General features: G+C 39.9%; 14 protein-coding genes. 12 read left to right on the forward strand and 2 right to left on the reverse strand.

Going from position 1 to position 17,212, the window contains the following annotated elements; all coding sequences use genetic code 11:
* The first annotated feature begins 40 nt into the window (after positions 1 to 40).
* From FEZ08_RS10395 to FEZ08_RS10410, 4 genes are all read left to right on the forward strand, one after another.
* On the forward strand, positions 41 to 1,021 hold the full coding sequence (locus FEZ08_RS10395; RefSeq protein ID WP_199288075.1) for a serine hydrolase domain-containing protein: 981 nt from the start codon (positions 41 to 43) through the stop codon (positions 1,019 to 1,021).
* 20 nt (positions 1,022 to 1,041) lie between these two features.
* A complete protein-coding gene (locus tag FEZ08_RS10400; RefSeq protein WP_138192101.1) occupies positions 1,042 to 1,308 on the forward strand; it encodes a DUF2316 family protein in 267 nt (88 codons plus the stop codon).
* Positions 1,309 to 1,446: 138 nt separating this feature from the next.
* Positions 1,447 to 1,755: a PadR family transcriptional regulator gene (locus tag FEZ08_RS10405; protein ID WP_138192103.1), complete on the forward strand. Its 309-nt coding sequence runs from the start codon at positions 1,447 to 1,449 to the stop codon at positions 1,753 to 1,755.
* Positions 1,756 to 1,766: 11 nt separating this feature from the next.
* Positions 1,767 to 2,363, forward strand: coding sequence for a DUF2812 domain-containing protein (locus FEZ08_RS10410; protein ID WP_138192105.1), 597 nt, complete (start codon positions 1,767 to 1,769; stop codon positions 2,361 to 2,363).
* A gap of 32 nt (positions 2,364 to 2,395) precedes the next feature.
* Here the strand turns inward: FEZ08_RS10410 and FEZ08_RS10415 are convergent, their stop codons facing one another.
* Both FEZ08_RS10415 and FEZ08_RS10420 read right to left on the reverse strand, forming a co-directional pair.
* Entirely contained in the window at positions 2,396 to 2,911 is a 516-nt protein-coding gene (locus FEZ08_RS10415) for a GNAT family N-acetyltransferase (protein ID WP_138192107.1), read from the reverse strand.
* Between the two features lie 10 nt (positions 2,912 to 2,921).
* Positions 2,922 to 4,151: an Nramp family divalent metal transporter gene (locus FEZ08_RS10420; RefSeq protein ID WP_138192109.1), complete on the reverse strand. Its 1,230-nt coding sequence runs from the start codon at positions 4,149 to 4,151 to the stop codon at positions 2,922 to 2,924.
* A 321-nt stretch (positions 4,152 to 4,472) separates the two neighbouring features.
* Here FEZ08_RS10420 and FEZ08_RS10425 point away from each other — a divergent pair, with 321 nt between their 5' ends.
* The 8 genes from FEZ08_RS10425 to FEZ08_RS10460 form a co-directional block, all read left to right on the forward strand.
* Positions 4,473 to 7,139, forward strand: coding sequence for an InlB B-repeat-containing protein (locus FEZ08_RS10425; RefSeq protein ID WP_138192111.1), 2,667 nt, complete (start codon positions 4,473 to 4,475; stop codon positions 7,137 to 7,139).
* 130 nt (positions 7,140 to 7,269) lie between these two features.
* Positions 7,270 to 7,722, forward strand: a complete 453-nt coding sequence (locus FEZ08_RS10430) for a hypothetical protein (protein WP_138192113.1) — start codon at positions 7,270 to 7,272, stop codon at positions 7,720 to 7,722.
* Between the two features lie 175 nt (positions 7,723 to 7,897).
* Positions 7,898 to 8,707, forward strand: coding sequence for a YusW family protein (locus FEZ08_RS10435; protein ID WP_138192115.1), 810 nt, complete (start codon positions 7,898 to 7,900; stop codon positions 8,705 to 8,707).
* Positions 8,708 to 8,862: 155 nt separating this feature from the next.
* Positions 8,863 to 10,593 (forward strand): pyruvate oxidase, encoded by a 1,731-nt coding sequence (gene spxB / locus FEZ08_RS10440; protein ID WP_138192117.1) that lies wholly within the window; start codon positions 8,863 to 8,865, stop codon positions 10,591 to 10,593.
* A gap of 260 nt (positions 10,594 to 10,853) precedes the next feature.
* A complete protein-coding gene (locus FEZ08_RS10445) occupies positions 10,854 to 11,522 on the forward strand; it encodes a response regulator transcription factor (RefSeq protein WP_138192119.1) in 669 nt (222 codons plus the stop codon).
* Positions 11,506 to 12,891 carry a sensor histidine kinase gene (locus tag FEZ08_RS10450; protein ID WP_138192120.1) on the forward strand — a complete coding sequence of 462 codons (1,386 nt, stop codon included), beginning with the start codon at positions 11,506 to 11,508 and terminating at the stop codon, positions 12,889 to 12,891. Before FEZ08_RS10445 ends, FEZ08_RS10450 begins: the two co-directional genes overlap by 17 nt.
* The gene (locus FEZ08_RS10455; protein WP_138192123.1) at positions 12,888 to 13,598 is read left to right on the forward strand and encodes a hypothetical protein; all 711 of its coding nucleotides are present in this window, start codon (positions 12,888 to 12,890) and stop codon (positions 13,596 to 13,598) included. Before FEZ08_RS10450 ends, FEZ08_RS10455 begins: the two co-directional genes overlap by 4 nt.
* A gap of 102 nt (positions 13,599 to 13,700) precedes the next feature.
* Positions 13,701 to 17,212 (forward strand): adhesive domain-containing protein (locus FEZ08_RS10460; RefSeq protein ID WP_138192125.1); only part of this gene is annotated, 3,512 nt, incomplete at its 3' end.

A 17,212-nucleotide genomic window follows, 5' to 3' on the forward strand; every position in this document is an offset into this window, starting at 1 on the left:
TAGTCTAACTTTTTTCGAAAAAAATAAAGGAGAGCTTTATATGAAAGAAATAATGCAATTGATTCCTGAGGATTTTAGCGGGGTTATTCATGTTGCCAATAACAATGCTGTTATTTTTAATCAGGCTTATGGATATGCTGATATTGCTAATCAGAGAAAAAATAATCTTGAGACTCGTTTTGGCAGTGCCTCGGCCGGCAAGGTTTTTGTAGCAACAGCTATTTTGATGTTAATTACTGATGGGCGATTAAACTTTACTGATACGATTGGTGAGCGCTTGCCGATTGACTGGCAGCAAATTAATCCTAAGATAACTGTTGAGCAACTTTTAACTCACACATCCGGTATTCCTGATTATTTTGACGAAGATGAGTTAGATGATTATGCGGAACTATTTATTGATTTTCCCAATTATCGCCTAAGAAAAAATGCTGACCTTGTACCATTGTTTATCGAAAAGCCTATGAAGAGTGAAAGTGGGACAATATTCAACTACTCAAATAGCGGTTATGTTGTATTGGCGGCAATCATTGAGCAAGTAACCGGCATGGCGTTTGATCAATATTTACAACAAACTATTTTTGAACCGTACGACATGACGCAAACAGGTTATTATCAATTAGATAGATTACCGGCAAATTGTGCCCAAGGATATATTTGGGATGAGCAGCATGATGAATATTATACTAATATTTACAGTATTGATGCCAAAGGCAGTGGTGCCGGCGGCGCATTCACGACCGGCGGCGATGCGCATAAATTTTGGCAAGGATTGCTGAATGATCAACGGATTGATGATGCAATCCGGAGCAAACTGCTTCAGCCGTTAGTTGATGAATGTTACAGTTACGGACTTTGGTTTTTAGAACCAACCCGACCATATTTTATCGGTTTTGATCCCGGTACTCGATTTATTAGCTCGTATAATCTGATGACTAAGCACAATATAACCATTATTAGTAATAAAGAATTTCCAATTGGCACGTTACATAAAGCAATTAAAGCGTACTTGGATAAGTAAAATATGGAAGGTGATAACGGATGAGTTTGAATGCCAATCAACTATTAGAAACCAGTCGTGAGCTGCAAATCAATTTAGAAATTTCCGGACTAAGCCTGGCAGAACTTGAGGCAGTTTTAGGAATTAAGCAGACTGAATTGGAAGCAATTATCGAAATGACTGATATTGTCAGTCCTACTAATGTTTGGCGGGTGCGCGATTACCTTGAAAAAGTAATTTTGGAACAAGGCAAGCAGCCCCACCCATATTCCGCGCTAAAACAGAATATTTATTTTCCTTATGATTGATAGGAAGGGTGAAAAACAGGAGCTCCAAGACGGAGAGCTCCTGTTTTTTTAAATTTTCCCTAATATACAGTTGACATATACAGTTTGACGATATATAATACAACTATACAGTTTAACTATATAAAGGAGTGTTGGCTGGTGAATATTAATAAAATTTTGCCGTTAACGGAAACGACGTTTTATATTATGTTGTCATTGTTAGAACCGTTGCACGGATATGCGATTATGCAGCGAGTTGAGGAATTGAGTGATGGCCGGGTACGGATTGCGGCCGGAACCTTGTATGGTGCTACCGAGAATTTGCTGAAGCAGAAGTTAATTGTTGAGGTACCGGGTGAAGATAAGCGGCGCCGGGTGTATGTTCTAACTGCGGCCGGTAAAGATGTAGTGCGCTTGGAAACTGAACGTATTAAGCATTTGCTGAGTGTTGCTGATAGTTTGTTATAGGAGGTCAAGTGATGAAGAAATTCAGAATATTTGTTGATATGAAAAAAGAAGAACAGTATTTGAATCAGATGGCAGCGCAGGGCTGGGGGATGGTTAAATACAATATGTTTAGTGTATATACCTTTGAAAAGATTACCCCAGAAACAAGAAACTATCGTATTGATTATCATGAGTTTAATAAGCGTGCTGACTATTATGCTTATCTGACTTTGTTTGAAGATAGTGGCTGGAAGCATGCAGGCGGAAGTCGGTACAGTGGTATGCAGTTCTTCCTGCCGGCAAATGAACAAAATCAAGAGCTGGATATTTTTTCAGATGCTGAATCAAGCAAGGAAAGATATAAACGCTTGTATGAGCAAGCATCGCTCTGGGGCTTGCTAATGATTATTTATTTTGTACTCTTTCAGACAGGCGTATTGGGAAGTATAAATTCATGGTACTTGACTCCAGATTTATGGAGTAGTTATAGTGGTATGCAACTAGTAGGTATAGTTATTATACAAACATTTTTTGCAGCGTTACGAGTGCTACCATTTGTAGTTTTCTTCGGCTGTGCAATTTATAACCTTGTAGTTGCTCATAAGGTAAAGAAATTAATGAATGAATAGTAAAAAAACATCGACTTTCGTCGATGCTTTTTTTATTTTTTATCAAGAATATAAAGTGGATGTTGTAAGCCGGTTGGCGGATAGAGTTCGCTGCCAATCGCGGTGAAACCGAGTTTGTTCAGCAGCTTCGCCGATGAGGCGTTATCGGGGTGGTGGCCGGCATAAAGCGCAATAGCATTGAGATTGGTGAAGGCGTAGTCAATAACGGCAAGTGCCGCTTCTTGGGCGAGGCCTTGGCCCCAAAATTGTGGCAGCAGGTGGAACCCGAGTTCGTAGCAATCGGGTTTGTTGCCATAAGGGCGCAGGCCACAGCAGCCAACGAAGTTGTTATTAGTGCGGCTGAAGAGGGGCCAGTATTGTACTTGGAATTGCTGTTGGTTGCTGATTTCGGCTTGTAAGCGTTGTTGTATTGCCGCTGTGTTCATGCCGCCATTACTGATGTAGTGGGTTACTTGGGGATCAGCCCACAGTTTAAGGGCTGATTCCCAGTCGCTTTTTTGCCAAAATGAAAAGTTGAGGCGTGGGCTGGTTAGGAAATAGGTGCGCATATGTGACCTCCTATATGAATTGTGAGATAAGCAGGAAGATGTTGAGCATGGTGACGATGCCGCCAATGGTCCAGAGGGCAATGGTCATTTGGAGTGAGTTTTTATGTTTGCCCATGACTTTAGCGGATGAGGTGAGGTAAATTTGAAGGAAGATGGTAATTGGTAATTGAATGCTAAGCAGCATTTGCGAGATAATCAGTCCTTTGAAGGGGTCGCCGATAAAGAAGATCACGAAGAGGCCGCCGAGCAGGGTAATCAGGATGCCATGGCGTGAAGTTTTGTCTTTAGCATCATATGATTTGCCAAAGATGCCGGCATAGATGCTGCCACCAGCCATACCGGCAGTGATGCTTGAAGCAATGCCGGCGAAGAGCAGGGCGACAGCAAAGACGATAGCGGCGCCGTTGCCAAGCAAAGGAACAAGCAGTTGTTCGGCTTGAGCCAGTTCAGTCACTTCGATTCCTTTATTAAAGAAGGTGACTGAGACTAATATCATGGCGCTGTTAATCATCCAACCGATAATCATGGAAACTAGTGTGTCGGCAAACTCATATTGCAGTCGTTTTTCAATTGTTGCTTCGCTTTCTAAGTTGATTTTTTGATTTTGAATGGTTTCCGAGTGCAGGAATAAATTATGGGGCATAACCACTGCTCCCAGTACACTCATTATAATGACCATGGAACCTGGTGGAATAGATGGTGTAACCCAAGCTTTTATCGCTTCCGGCCAGTCAATATTTACCAGAGTTAACTCAAAGAGAAAGGCAATACCGATTAACGAAACAAATAACATAATGACTTTTTCGATTTTTTTGTATGAGTTGGTGAATGAGAAAAAGATGATAGCAACAGTTGCCAGCATTGCTCCAAAAATGAGCGGCAAGCCGGTTAGCATCTGTAGAGCGATTGCTGCTCCTAAGATTTCAGCTGTTGCAGTAGCAATCGATGCGATGACCGCAGTTGATAAAACCGGTCGACCAATCCATTTTGGGGTATGGGCGGTTGTTGCTTCCGACAGACATTTCCCGGTTACAATACCAAGGTGAGCAGCGTTGTGCTGCAGAATAATTAACATAATTGTTGAGAGTGTTACCGTCCACAAAAGCGCATAGCCATAGGTCGAACCGGCAGCTATGTTTGAAGCCCAGTTGCCGGGATCGATGAAACCAACAGTTACCAATAATCCCGGACCAATAAATTTCAGACTGCCTATAGCAGTTTTGATGTTAAATCTTTTCATAATAAACCTCGTACCTATTTATTATATAACTTTTGCTCCGGATTGAGTATGGGAAATTGTTATTTTGAAGAATTGTTAAGAGCGCATAGCCACAGGCTTTGCGCTCTTTTTAGTTTTCCCCGAAATGCAAATGTCGCAAATTGTGTTTTTCTACTGTAATGATTACAATATTGGCATCATTTTACCGTTAAATACGTTCGAAACTAGAGTGGACTCTAACTGTCAATTCGTTGAATAAGTCTGTATAATAAGGGTGTAGCAATAGCTCAATACATCACTATTGGCAGTTGCTTGTATATAAAAATTAGGGGGAATTTTTTTATGAAAAAATTTGCTGCATTATTGTGTGTCGCATTGCTTTTTCTCGTTCCGGGACAAGTAAATGCATTTGCCACATCAACTGATAATAATATGTCTGAAGTGAATGAAGAAGCTTCAATTGAGAATGCTGAAACTTCAGATAACAATGAAGTATATGGTGAAGATACTTCAAGTGATAATAACCAAGAAGCGGGTGCAACAGCAGCTGCTATTCAGCCGATGAGTTTAATTCCCGGAGCGAATGTTGAAGTGAACTCAATTCAAGATTTGATTGATACTGTACAACAGGCTGAAATGGATAAAGTAATTACTTTGGGAGCAAGTTTTCCAACTACGCTCACAAGTGCAATTAATTTAACGATTCCACATAACTATAATATTACGATTGATGGCAACGGTGTTACTTTATTGCCGCTTGCTGGTCAAAAACATTTCAATGTTACCAACAACGGAACAGGTTTGGTAACTATTCAAAATATGACTTTACAAGGATTGACTTCACTTGATGGCAACGGCTACCCGGTTTGGGGTAATGTCGGTGGCGGAATTCAACTGAATGGTTCTGGTAAAAGTTTTGTTATCAATAATATGACTTTTAATAATATCGCCGGATATGGTGCTTTAAGCAATAGCGGTGGCGTTTTGTATACGGTTAATAATTCAACTTTTGAAAATAACATTAGTGGTACCGGCGGAGGAGCAATCAACGCTGAGGGAACACCGAATACTTTAATTCTTAATAACAACTCATTTATTAATAATACTGCCGCTGGTTCAGGATATGATGGCGGAGCTATTTTTGTTAAATTCTTGATGGCAAAGTTTGAGGTTAACAATTCATACTTCAGTGGTAACCGGGCAATTGCACCGGGTGCTGTTTCTGGCGGTCGCGGTGGCGCAATTTCATCAAACTACGCTGGTGGCGCATCAACGAGTTTGATTAAAGATTCATTCTTTGAAGCGAATCATGCTTCACGACCGGGTACTGGAGTAAGTATTCACTCTGATGGTGGAGCAATTGCTGTATTTGATTTATCAACTGGTGGTACTTTCAATATAGATGGATCAACTTTCATGAATAATACTGCTGACGATGATGGTGGGGCCTTGTTGCTGCAAGGGAAAGAGAATGCTGTTTTCAATATTACCAATTCTACTTTCTTTGCCAATAAAGCTTATGGAGCCGGAAATGATACTGGCCGTAGCGGTGGTGCAATTCAAATGTTTGCCAATGGTGCAGCTTTGACGGCAACAACATATAACTATACTAATAATACTTTTGCTCAAAATGAAGCTCATGATTATTATAGCGGTCAAAATCAAGCTGGTGGCGCAATTGCCGGTAGTGGGGCATTGGCACGAACAGCTAGAGCTTATATGACTAACAATATCTTGTTAGGCAATAAAGTTTATGATATTAATGGTGATGAGCGAACAACTTCTAAATACCAAAATTTCGCCGGCACTGCGAGTACTAATGTTAACAATATTGGACTTGATAATGGTTCGACAACTTATGTTTTACCAGATTACGCTAATGTATTTGGTGAATTTTCACCAACTCCAAGTGCTAATGGTTCTGGAGTGAAAGCTGGAAATCCTTCAAGCAGTTACTACTACACAGTTCCAACATTGTTGATTATTCCTGGTAATGGAACAACACTTGGACTTGCAAGCAATAAGGCTGGAGCAGCCGGGGTAGCAGTTGATCAACGTGATTTAACCCGTAGTACTGCAAAATCTGATATTGGCGCGGTTGAGATTGGTCAAATTACCTATAATAGCAATGGTGGTGCTTGGTCTTTACCAGCACTTACTGATTATGATGGTACTGAATATTATGTTGGCACAACACCTGTTGACTACTATGCAGTTGGCACTTATGGCGCAGCAACAACGGTTCGTGATGATGCTAATTTGAGTCATGCAACAAAAACATTTGTTGAATGGAATACGCAAGCTGATGGCGGCGGAACTGGATATGATCCTGCCGATGCAATTAGTTTTAATGATGATATGGTCCTCTATGCAATTTGGGCAGATAGTTACACGATTACTTATGAAGGCAATACGCATACTGCCGGGACAGCACCAGTTGATAGCAATGCTTATGATTTAAATGATCCCGCAACAATTCTTGGTAAAGGTGACCTTGAAAAAGACGGGCATCGTTTCATTGGTTGGAATACACAAGCTGATGGTGGCGGAACTAGTTATGCTGCTAATGCATCAATTACAGTTACTGAGAATTTAACCTTGTATGCTCAATGGGCTGAGTGTCTTCATGTTACTTATCATGGGAACACCCATACCGGTGGAACAGAACCAATTGATCTTACTGATTACATCATACCTACCGAAAACATCGCAACTATTTTGGATTGTGGTAATCTGGTAAAAGATAACCATGCATTTGTTAGCTGGAATACGCAAGCAGATGGTGGTGGAACATCATATAATGCAGGCGATGCTATGACTTTAACTGGTCATGTTACCTTGTATGCACAATGGCGCGCAAACGATGTGCCACCGATTGAAGTAACTACTGATAATAACACTGATCCAAGCTTGCCGACAACTGGTCAGCAGCCGGAACTATTCTTGGCAATCGGTGCCGGACTTGTAATTCTTGGAGCGATTGTGGTTGTGAAAAGAAAACAAAAATAAGCATTTAAAAAACATCATCTTTTAAAGATGATGTTTTTTTTGTGGTAGAAGGATTGCAGGCAAATATCGATGATGATATACTAAAGGCAGGAAAAGCAAGGGGAGTATTCTTTGAATAAGGAGATATTTTATGAAGAAGAAACTGAGGGTTACGGCAGTGTTTTTATTATTGGTTGCTGCAGTTGCAGTTATGGCCTCAACAGCAAACGCGATGACCGTGACTGCCAGTCAGCAAAGACTGGCTAAAGAACAGATTGTTTTCATCGATAAAAGTGAACTTGAACGGGTAACCGGAAGTGTTTTAAGCACATCAGGGGTTAGCACTTTTGTTGCCCATTTCAATAATTCAGCAGTATGGACGCAGTTAGGGTTTTCAGTGGATGAGGCTGGAAAACTGACGGCGCGTGTGGAACAAGCGCCTGAACAGGTGTTAGCAGCGCTGAAAGCAATTGCTGAAGATAGTGGTGTCCGGTTGAAGATTGTGTTGCCTGCAAGCGGAAAAGTTTTTATTGGCTTTGGAACCCGTGAAGGAAAAATAGTTGATGAACTGCCTGCTGATTATGATGGCAATCCGATTCCATGATTTTTATACAGTTATCGTAACTCTGTAAAGATAATAGAATTTTATGGGAATAAAGCGCTTCTATGATAAAGTATGCTATACTCTTATATAGAAGAACCCTTTGCCGGTGACGGCTCAAAGCTCTTACACTTTTTTAGGTGTGAGAGCTTTTTTTATATAGAAAGAGGCGAATAAATTGAAAAAGAAGTATTGGATTATTGGTGGGTGCAGTATTGCAGCATTATTATTGGTAGCATTGTTAGGATATGGGGTGTATGCAATGATGACACCGAGTGAACAGCCACAGCCGGCGGTTGTTCCGGAGGCAACAAGCGCGAATAATGCAGTGACAGGTGGCAGTAACAGCAGTGAGACCGGCAAGCAAATTGTGCTGGTAAGTCGTGAAGATATTGAACAGGTTACCGGTATGAGTATTAGCATTGAAAACGCTGGTAGTATTGCCAGCAAATTTCAGGATAGCGGGATGTGGGTGAAGCTGGGCTTCACTGAGGATGAAAGTGAGCGGATTGCGGCGCGGGCGCAGCAATCGTCAGAACAGCTGCGCGGGATTTTGAAGTCGCTGACACATAATAATCATCTGCAATTGAAGATTATTTTGCTGCCGGATGGACATGTTAATTTAGGCAAAGGTAATAGTTATGCTGATTACAATGGTAATGGAGCAAGTACTGATGGTTATGCCGGCATTAATCAGTTGGAGATTGAAGTTGAGTATATCAATGGCGATTACCAACTTGAGTATAAGAATAATGGGTACGGTATTGATGGTGAAATTGAAGATGAGCGTACCGGCAGTAAGTTGAAGGGCAGCAGCGCAGTAGCGGAGATTGAAGCACAATTGGATTTGATTAGTTTGAGTCCGGATATGAGCAGTGAAGCAATCTTTGCCGAGTTAGATAAGGCCTTTCCGGTTGCATCGGGCTGGCAAAAGTATGAGGTTGAGATTCATTTTAGCGATGGGACGGTTTTTGAATATCGACGATGAAAGCACTCGCGACGAGTGCTTAGAGCGTGTGACAGGTTGGCTGTCACGCGCTCTTTTTTTTCTTTAAAAGCGTCATTGAACACAATTTCACAAAACAGCGTTATAATAAATATACGATAAGTTTTTACTTACGGATAGGAAGGAATTGATGAATAATGGCTACTATTCAGGCTGGGAGAGCGATGGTAAAAGTATTGGAAAGCTGGGGTGTTGATCATATTTATGGTGTACCCGGTGGTTCAATAAATACAACGATGGACGCTTTGTACCAGGAACGTGAGGGGATTCAGTATATTCAAGTACGCCACGAGGAAGTGGGTGCTTTAGCTGCAGCAGCGGATGCAAAACTGACTGGAAAAATTGGTGTTTGTTTTGGTTCTGCCGGACCGGGGGCAACCCATTTATTTAATGGTTTATATGATGCTAAAATGGATCATGTGCCGGTTTTGGCAATTATTGGTCAAGTTGCATCTAAATTTATGAATTATGATTATTTTCAAGAGATGAATGAAAACCCGATGTTTGTTGATGTTAGTGTGTACAATCGGACAGTTATGACACCGGAAAGTTTGCCGCGGATTATTGATGAAGCAATCCGAATTGCCTATCAACAAAACGGTGTTGCAGTAGTAACGATTCCGGTTGATTTAGCTGATGTGGAAATTGCCGATGATTATGCAACAAGTGCGGGAGCTTATAAAAAAGCTTATCCGGAAATAAATAATGTTGAGGCGATTGCTGAAGCAGTGCAATTAATCGAGGCTGCTGAGCGGCCGGTCATTTTTGCCGGTCAAGGAACTCGCGGTTCACGGAAAGAATTAATTGAACTTTCTGAGCATTTTTCAATGCCAGTGATTCAATCAGTATTAGCGAAAGGAATTATGCCGGATAATCATCCAAACTTTATGGGGATGTTATGGCGGCTTGGTACCAAACCGTCAGTTGAAGCAATTAATGCTGCTGACTTGCTGGTATTAATTGGCTCTGATTTTCCATTTGCACAAGCATTTCCCAAAGATGCAAAATGTATTCAAATTGATATTAATGCTGCTAACTTTGGTAAACGTCATAGTGTTGATGTCAGTATTTTAGGGGATGCCGGCAGTGTGATGCGCGAGCTTGTAGTTCGCGGCAGCAGCAAAGCCGAAACCGCGTTCCTGAAAGCTTGCCAAATCAACCGTCAGAATTGGCGGAAATGGTTGCAAGGTTTTATGGATGATACCAGTACACCACTTCGCACTGAGGCTGTGTATAAACAAATCAATCGTATTGCCGAAAAAGATGCTGTATTCTCAGTTGATGTCGGTAACTCAACAACTCAATCAGTACGTTTGCTTGAGATGAATGAGCAACAACGTTTTATTACTTCTGGTTGGTTTGCAACTATGGGATTTGGTTTACCGGGAGCAATTGCCGCATCGTTGAGTTATCCGGGACGACAAGTATTCTCAATTAATGGTGATGGTGCTTTTGCAATGGTAATGCAAGATTACTTAACACAAATTAAATATCATTTGCCAGCTATTAATGTAGTGTTCAGTAATGATTCGCTTGGCTTCATCGAAGCTGAACAGGAAGCGACTGAACAACAAAAATTTGGTGTTGATTTAATTGATGCTGACTTTGCTAAGTTTGCTGAGGCGTGTGGTGGTGTTGGCTTCCGGGTTGAAACTGCTGAAGAGTTGGAAGCTGCCTTTACTGAAGCAGCTAAAAGTGACATGCCGGTCATTATTGATGTGAAAACTGCCAATCTTGGTCCGCTGCCAACTGAATCGCTGGTGTTGGATGAAGCGTTAGGTCATACGCCAGAAGCGATTGCCGCTTTTAAAGAAAAATATGAAGTGCATGATATGCCGTTATTGCGGGAAATTATTGCCGAATTGTAACAATTTATAGAGAAGTTGAAAAGCCTGCGCCGGGTTCGGCGCAGGCTTTTTTTCTTTGTACACAAACTCCATAATCATCCACATTCAATCCCTTGTCCGACCTGGTATGACTTGCTAAAATGAGAGTAAGTAATAGGGCTATTGATGTGTTCACATAATAACTTTTTTGACATTATTGGTATTGTTAAGTAAGCTAAAAAGGATTGGGTTAATTTATATAGTAAGCAATTAGCCTAAGAATAGTTTCCGGGGGGATTTTTATGAAACGAATATTATTTGTTGATGACGATGATTTTTATCGTGATGTTTTTGCTGACTTACTTTTGAATGAAGGCTATGCTGTTGATGCTGTGAAAAGTGCAGCGGAGGGTATAGTCCTTTTTAAAAAGAGTCCATATGATTTGGTACTGAGTGATTTGAAAATGGATACGATTGACGGTTCGCAGTTGTTAACCATCATTCGTAAGTATGATCAACGTACCAGAATTGTTATTTTGACTGGTTCTGATGATGAACAAGATGAACTGCGTTGTTTGGATTTATTTGCTAATGAGTATTTGAAAAAATCAACGCCAATTAATATTTTGCTAAAACGAATCGAAATCGCTATGAGTAGTGATACGATTGTGCCGGTGAAAAATTTATATAGTCGTGCAGAAAATATTGAGATTGAGAATAAAAATAAGCGAATTACCAAAAATGGTGAATCGATTGTATTGACACAGAAAGAATTTGATTTATTGACGTTTTTCTTGAGCAATAAAAACCGGTTGTTGACCCGTGAAGAAATTTTGCAATCAGTTTGGCGGGCTGATGTTGGATTTTTTGATACCAGAACAGTAGATACTTATGTAAAAAAATTGCGAGCAAAATTACAGATATCAAGCATTGCTTCGATTCGAGGTGCAGGCTATGAATGGCTTGAATAAGCAACGAAGTCGTTTTATCTTTTTTGCTGTTGTTGCGGTTTATATTGTCTTAATTATTTTGTTAAATGTTTTTCTGTTGAATATTCCAGGGATTTATCAGAGTACTGCTGAGGACCGAGCGGCAACGGTCAAAACGGATATTCTGGCGGTTTTGCAGGGTTCGAATCCTGATAAGTCTGTGGCATTTGACGCATTGCGGGAAGAGTATAAATTTGAGTTGGTGGTGTTGAGCGGTGATACGACAATCTATTCAACGATGCCAATTGATGATTTTAACAAGCTTGATGGAATTATTGATAGTGAAGCTCTGAACTATCAAGAGCGCGATAGTTATGTTTTCAACGGCACTGATTATCAAGTGTGGATGGCTATTTATAAATATAGTTCGCAGTCATTTTTTGAATTGATTTTATATATTGTTATTGGGAGTGTAGTCATTTTAAGTGGATTGATTATCGTCCTTATTTTTGTTATGTTCAGGAGTTTGATTTCGCCGTTGCAGCGGTTGCGGGATAATATTTTTAAGCTGAAGGAATATCGTTTGAGTGAAGTTGCTGCCGGTAATGCAGAAAGTGAGTATGATAGTATTTCCGAGGAGCTGAGTCATTTTTCGGCCGATTTAGAAGGTAAAATCACTACATTTGGCGTGCAATACAGTCAGCTAGAGCGCGAACTAAAAAGTAAGCATGAACAATACAAGGATAAAATTAACTTGGTACGGGCTTTGATTCATGATATTAAATCTCCGCTTTCAATTGAGCAGATGCAGATTGATCAATTGAAAATCGACTTGCGGGATGATGAACAACAATTGCACCGGGTAGAGTTGTTGCAAAAGAGTGTCGATAAAATCATGAATGAGATGGTTGATGTTTTAAAGATTCTTGATATCAATGCAACCCAAATGACTAAACAGGAAGTTGATTTGGTAGCTACATCCAAGGAGTTGTTGCGAATTTTCTTACCGGTATTTCAGGAACAGGGTGTAACTTATGAATTGATTGCCCCACCAAAAATGATAATAAAAATAAATGCTATTGAGTTAAAACAGATTATTCATAATATTTTGTCAAATGCGGCGCAGTATACCAAACCGGGCGGTATCTTTGAGTTGGATCTTTATGAAGATAACGGGCAAGTACACATCACTGCCTATAATGATGTTGCTGATACTAAGGCAATTGACTTTGAGCGGGTTTTTGATCTGTTCTATTATGCCAACAATCAAGATAATTATTCAACTGGAATCGGGATGTTTACAATTAAAAATATGGTTGAGGCTAATGGTGGAACTTGTTCGTTTGCCGAATATCAAGATGGTGTGCGGTTGCATATCACTCTGCCGTTAGTGGTGGAGGGGATAGCATGAAACGATTAAGAGTTTGTTTTGCGGTTCTGTTTTGTTTGGTGTTCTCAGTGAGTAACCTGATTTTGGTTCAAGCTCAAGCGTTGCCGAAAAGCGAGCAAGAAGCGATGCTTGAGGAATTGCACCGGCTTTACAGCGAAGGCAAAGATGCCGGCACATATTCAGTGACGATTGAATACGAAGAAAATGGCCAGACAATTAATAAAGAAGTACGGATAACGGTGACGAAGGACGACACCGTCATCCAAGGCAATATTGCGATAAACGCCGAGCCAATTTCAATCAGCCCAGAACAAGTTGCTGATGCAACTGACGCGTTTTGGATTAGCAGCGCCAATGCCAAGGCTTGGCGCACTACAACGCTGGAAGAACTGCCAATCATCAGCGTTGATGCCAGCCAAATTCAAAATCGTGAAGGTCAATACTTGCTGACCTTTACAACGGTTGATGCAGTGGCAACATCGGTGGCAGTTACTGTTATTGGTAATAATGAGATTTTTGCTGTCGACGGCGAGTCCGGACAAGCAAGCGTCTTTCATGACACTTATACCGATAATGCTTTTGATTTTATGAGTGCTAGTTCATGGTTTTGGTTAGCACTTAATACCTTATTGGCAGGCCTCATTGTAGTGCCGCTTATTTTACTGTTGATTCATTATGGCATTACCAATAAAATTTATCGTCAAGTAGTGAGTCTTTTGAAAAAATAATATACACAAATTTCATAAATGTCCACTATACGTTGATTGTTTATGATGAGATCAAATAGGATAATTATATTGTAAAAATATATATTTAGGGGGAAAATTCCTATGAAAAAAATAGTTAAAATTATTACAAGTATGCTGCTTGCAGCAATTGTAGCGATGCAGGCTGACTTATCAGTCTTTGCATTTAGCAATAACAATCAAGCGAGCGAAACTAATACAGTGAGCGAAGAAAATACGAGTGCTCAGGATCCGGTAAGTGATGAAAATCTTGATGCGGATGTTGAGGCTGAGTCGGAAACGGATCAACCGACTGTGTTTTCGAAAATTTCTTCATTCTCGATTGGCTTTGCCAGTTTTGATGGTGTTGATTTAAGTGGAAATACTTCGATTTCAAAAGAATTAGGAGTTATTGCCGGAACTCCGTCTGAGTTTAATATTCAAGCGAGCTTTAGTGGTGATACTGATGTTAATAATCGAAAAATTGTTATTGCTATTAATGACAGTTTAACTTTAGCTGGTGCTCCAGGATTAACAGGTAGCGGAGCGACTTGGACATTTAATGAGTCGTTACTACCAACAGATTTACAGGGAAGAATCATTGGTGCCGAATTTATTTCAAATGGTACGGTTTATGGCCAACAAATTGGCAGTGGTGTGTTAACATATGATGTTGCACCAGGAGTTACTAATATACTAGTCCCAGTAAAGATAAAATTTGACTTACCATTTGCAGTGTTCACTGGAAGTCGAGATTTTGCTGATGTATTGAGTGTAAAAACTACGCAGGATGTTAACAGTGTTACTACTATAGTTGACGAAGAAACACTTGAGAACTTTACTATTACTGATACAGTGGGAATGGGTGCGCGATTATATTCTGCAGCTACAAGTATTTATGGTGAGCCAGGGAAACTAGTCACTATTACTTATGATTTCCGCGGCGGGTTTAATACTTACTCTGATAACGGTGGCTATTTGTTTGAAGAACAGACCTATAAGTTTTACATTGATAAAAGAGCTGGAGTTGAATCGGTTGATTTCTCATTGCCTAATGGAACCGGTACATATAGTATTGACTCAACCACTAATGCAACAAAAGATATTTTATATATTACTTTAAAAGAAATTGCTGCAAATGGTACACCAAAAGTAACAATAAAGTTTACTCCTACAGTTGCTGCACAACCTGGTGATAGTTACTTAATATCAGCAAATGCAGCTGATAGTGTTACAAAACCCTATAAGTCAAATGTTATTACAACTAATATTCGCAATGGAGTTGCTTCGCAATACCGTTTAAATATTGCGAGTCCTTTTGAAAATAAAATTGCTGTGTATAATAATTCTGTAAATGTTGCACAAGCAAACTATATGGAATCAAGTATTGAAGGAATTAATTTTATTGGTGCAATTGATCTAAGAAATCCGCAAAGTCAAAAAGTTACTAATCAATTAGTTAGATTTACTTTTGACAGTCCTGATATAGGTGTGAAAGCAGTTGACTTACCAAGTAGTTTAAATGTTGATGTTAAAAACGTTGTAGTAAAAACAAATAAAGGAAATACCTTTACTATTGATTCTGCTGCTGTGTCGCCAGGATATGGTGGTACTGGAACTGCCCGATACCGTTTAAACTTGAAGGCGCTTGGAGTAACTGATGCAGATGAATATATTACTGAGGTAACTTACTTAGTTCAAGAACTAACTGCCTCATATGCTACTATATATAGTAATCTGGGTGGTATTGACTCAGGAATTTATGGTACTGTGCTTTCAATGCCAACATCAAAATCTTGGTCTTTTCAAATAGCTACTGTTCCGTTGAACGATGGTGACTTTGATGGGGCAAATGCTAAGACAGCTATTTCAACAACTAAGTTTACAGATTTACCAATTGTTTTCGCAAATAATCAAACGATTCCGGCAAATAATTTAGCTGGAAATTCTTCGACAATAAAGGGTACATTTTCTTTAAGAGGGTGGTCTACAACTAATATTAACAAGTTTAAAGGGTTTGAGTTCTATTTACGTGAAGGCGCCTACCTTAATATTGACGTAAATAGCATTAAGATAACAAATAAAGGGAAAATTTATTCTGTAGCTGATGGAACATTGGTTCCAATTCAATCAGTTGATAATACTGGAAATAAAGTCATTAAGATAGTCTTAAATGATTTACCACTTGGTTGGGTTTCTGCCGATTTTAATACTGAAACAGCAGTTGTTAGCTATGATGTAAAAATCAAAAACACTGCACCATCAACTTCCATTCCGGCAAATGAATTAATGTATGTACAAGCGATTGATACGACAATTTTGCGTGAAACTGGAGGAAGTACGACGGCTGCTACAAATAATCCAAATAAGTTTAATGTAGACGGTAGCGGAGATATTAATAAAATTATGGGGACGATGAGCAGTATGCAGTCACTGCAAATTACGGCACAAAAAGACTTCACTGTAACAACCGCAGCTAACTTGAATAATGGACCATGGACAAGTTACGATTATAGTCTGCAGCAAACCGTTATTGATTTAAACCCTGAGGGTGATGCTAAGTATCAAGTAAATGTTGCTAATAATTCAGGGAGTAGTGCAGATGGTTATACAGTATTAATTCCAATTCCTAAAGCGGGAGAGGCAACCGATATGAAGCCGGTAAATGTATCAGATTTTAATAAGAATCTTCATTTGCAAGTGAATGATTTTACTTGGACAGCTTCCATTGATACAGAAATTCAACCAACTGGTTCACTAAACTATACAGTTCTTTATGCGACGACTTATGCAACTGATAAAGACTCGGCAGCCTTTGTCCCTTGGAGCGTAATTACTAATAAAGATGATATTCGTATGATAAAAATTGTGACTGACAGTATCATCCCGGATGGATTCAACGAAGCGTTTAGTTTTCCATTGTTATTAAGTGATCCAGATGCTGATTTACATGCAGGTTTAACTAATATTTATGCTAGTCGAATTTACACTGTATTAAAAAATAGCGCTGGTGAAATAACCTCAGCTGGATATAAAAACAGTGAGCCAATCGCAATTCGCTTAAAAACCGGTGTGGTAAAAGGACAAGTGTTCAATGATACTAATCGAAATGGTTTGAAAGATGTTGGAGAAACTGGGCGTAATGGCGTGACAGTCGTTGCCCTGGAAGCGGGGACAACAACTGTCATCGAAACAACGACGACTAAAACAATAGATGGTGTCGATGGCAGCTATGCCTTCTTAGGATTAGATAAAGCACAAAATGTAGATATTGTCTTTACGAACCCAGTTACTGATGACACAATTCGTTTTAGCCCGGTAACAAGTGGTGGTAGTACACCTACGGCGACTGCCATTCATGATAAAGCAACAACATCAAACTTAACTCCTAGTGCAATCGGCTTTGATACTATCAATGCCGGATTGATTGCCCCAGTAACAGTGAGTATGAATGCTGGAACTGGTGGCAGCACTGCAACGGCAACATATACTCGCTTCCCAGGAGAAGCGATCACAACTGAACCAGAAGCAGTAAAAACCGGACATACATTTAATGGCTGGTTTACCGCAAGTACTGGCGGAAGTAAAGTAACCTTCCCATATACAGTAGGAGCAGC

Source organism: Culicoidibacter larvae (assembly GCF_005771635.1).
Classification (GTDB): Bacteria; Bacillota_I; Bacilli_A; order Culicoidibacterales; family Culicoidibacteraceae; genus Culicoidibacter; species Culicoidibacter larvae.

Excerpts from the sequence above, each read along its gene's own strand:
- FEZ08_RS10395 (WP_199288075.1), top strand. The coding sequence starts at position 41 with ATGAAAGAAATAATGCAATTGATTCCTGAGGATTTTAGCGGGGTTATT.
- FEZ08_RS10400 (WP_138192101.1), top strand. The coding sequence starts at position 1,042 with ATGAGTTTGAATGCCAATCAACTATTAGAAACCAGTCGTGAGCTGCAA.
- FEZ08_RS10410 (WP_138192105.1), top strand. The coding sequence starts at position 1,767 with ATGAAGAAATTCAGAATATTTGTTGATATGAAAAAAGAAGAACAGTAT.
- FEZ08_RS10415 (WP_138192107.1), bottom strand. The coding sequence starts at position 2,911 with ATGCGCACCTATTTCCTAACCAGCCCACGCCTCAACTTTTCATTTTGG.
- FEZ08_RS10420 (WP_138192109.1), bottom strand. The coding sequence starts at position 4,151 with ATGAAAAGATTTAACATCAAAACTGCTATAGGCAGTCTGAAATTTATT.
- FEZ08_RS10425 (WP_138192111.1), top strand. The coding sequence starts at position 4,473 with ATGAAAAAATTTGCTGCATTATTGTGTGTCGCATTGCTTTTTCTCGTT.
- FEZ08_RS10430 (WP_138192113.1), top strand. The coding sequence starts at position 7,270 with ATGAAGAAGAAACTGAGGGTTACGGCAGTGTTTTTATTATTGGTTGCT.
- spxB (WP_138192117.1), top strand. The coding sequence starts at position 8,863 with ATGGCTACTATTCAGGCTGGGAGAGCGATGGTAAAAGTATTGGAAAGC.
- FEZ08_RS10445 (WP_138192119.1), top strand. The coding sequence starts at position 10,854 with ATGAAACGAATATTATTTGTTGATGACGATGATTTTTATCGTGATGTT.
- FEZ08_RS10450 (WP_138192120.1), top strand. The coding sequence starts at position 11,506 with ATGAATGGCTTGAATAAGCAACGAAGTCGTTTTATCTTTTTTGCTGTT.
- FEZ08_RS10455 (WP_138192123.1), top strand. The coding sequence starts at position 12,888 with ATGAAACGATTAAGAGTTTGTTTTGCGGTTCTGTTTTGTTTGGTGTTC.